Raw genomic sequence first — 1,797 nt, 5'->3', positions numbered from 1 at the left:
GCCGCCGCCGCTCCGGTTCGTCCGGCGCGCCCGCCGCGGGCGGCAGAGCCGCCGCGCGCAAGGCGGCCCGCGACGGCGAACGCAACAGCAGGCGCCGCCGCGCGAAACCGCTGCCGCGGCGCAAACGGGTCGTCCGGGTCCTGCTGACGACGCTGTCGGCCGTGATCCTCGTCGTCGGCGGCGGCGGTGCCTGGCTGTACGAGCACCTCAGCGGCAACATCCACAGCGTCGCGATAGACGGCGGATCGAAGGAGAAGGCCGACTCGTTCGGCCGCACGCCGATCAACATCCTGGCCATCGGGTCCGACGGCCGCAATTCCAAGAGCGACTGCAAGCTCGGCGGCGGCTGCGGCTCCAGCGACTCCACGGCCGGGCACAACGCGGACGTCGACATGGTCGTGCACATCTCCGCCGACCGCTCCAACGCGACCGTCATGAGCATCCCGCGCGACACGATGACGACGGTGCCCGCCTGCCAGGGCACGGACGGTGCCCCCTCCACCCCGGGCTACCAGGGGCAGATCAACAGCGCCCTCCAGTACGGCCCGGCGTGCCAGGTGCGCGCGGTCAACCACCTGACCGGCATCCCCATCGACCACTTCGTGATGCTGGACTTCTCCGGCGTGGTGAAGATGTCGGACGCGGTCGGCGGTGTGTCGGTGTGCGTCAGCGACAACGTCTACGACACGTACTCGCACCTGAAGCTCGCCAAGGGGCAGCACACCCTCAAGGGCGACGCGGCGCTGGAGTTCGTCCGTACGCGCCACGGTCTCGGCGACGGCAGCGACCTGGGCCGCACGTACGCGCAGCACATCTTCCTCAGTGCGATGATCCGCAAGCTCAAGAGCGCCGGCACGCTCTCGGACCCGACGAAGGTTTACTCGCTTGCGGACAGCGCCACCAAGGCCATGACCGTGGACACCGGCCTCGACAGCATCGCCAAGCTGATCGGGCTGGCCGACGACCTCAACAAGGTCCCCACGAAGCACCTCACCTTCACCACGATGCAGACCGGCGCGTCGCCGACGGACCCCAACCGCGTGGTCCCGGCGGCGGGGGCGAGCGCACTGTTCCGGGCCATCGCCGACGACAAGTCGCTGACCGCCCCGGACGGCGGGAAGACGGCCGCCGGCGGCAAGCCCTCCGGCGGGGCGGAGCCCGCCTCGAAGCCCTCCGCGTCGGCGTCCGTGCCGCCCTCCCAGGTGTCGGTGCGGGTCGAGAACGGCACGGGCACCCCGGGCCGCGCCGCGGCCGTCGCGTCGTCGCTGACCGGGCAGGGGTTCGCCACGGGCTCCTCGGGCAACGCGGGCACCCCGCAGGCGAGCACCTCGCTCGCGTACGGCCCGGGGCAGAAGGCGGCAGCCCAGACCGCGGCGGCGGCGCTCGGGCTGCCCTCCTCGCACCTGACCTCGTCGGCCGCCACGGGCCTGGTGCTGACCATCGGCTCGGACTGGCCGAGCGGCACCACGTTCCCGGGCGGCTCGGGCGGCTCCGGGTCCGGCGGCTCCGCGGACGACACGCGGAGCGCGGTCTCCGGCGCCCACGCGGACACCGCGGACGACGCGAAGACGTGCGCGAAGGTCAGCCAGTACAAGACCGTCGAGATCAACGGCGTACCCATGACACCTTCTCAGGCATACGCCGCATCCCCGAACAAAAAGGACTCCGCCTCCTGATCGGATGGACCGGAGCACGCCCGGCCGCTTCCCCGGGCCACCCCCACGGCGGCCTCCCCCTCGGCGCGCCCGCGGGTCACGCCGGCTGCCGCCGCGGGGCCGCGGCCCCGGTACGGCGCCC

At 72.9% G+C, this 1,797-nt stretch carries 1 protein-coding gene; it reads left to right on the top strand.

From position 1 onward, the window contains the following. On the top strand, nt 1–1,676 hold a 1,676-nt coding region (locus L1885_RS27985; RefSeq protein WP_372482053.1), incomplete at its 5' end, for an LCP family protein. Nucleotides 1,677–1,797: the final 121 nt, after the last annotated feature.

It is taken from the genome of Streptomyces fuscigenes (assembly GCF_021556455.1).
Classification (GTDB): domain Bacteria; phylum Actinomycetota; class Actinomycetes; order Streptomycetales; family Streptomycetaceae; genus Streptomyces; species Streptomyces fuscigenes.
Note: the sequence above shows the minus strand (reverse complement) of the source record. Positions and strands in the feature narration are given on the sequence as shown.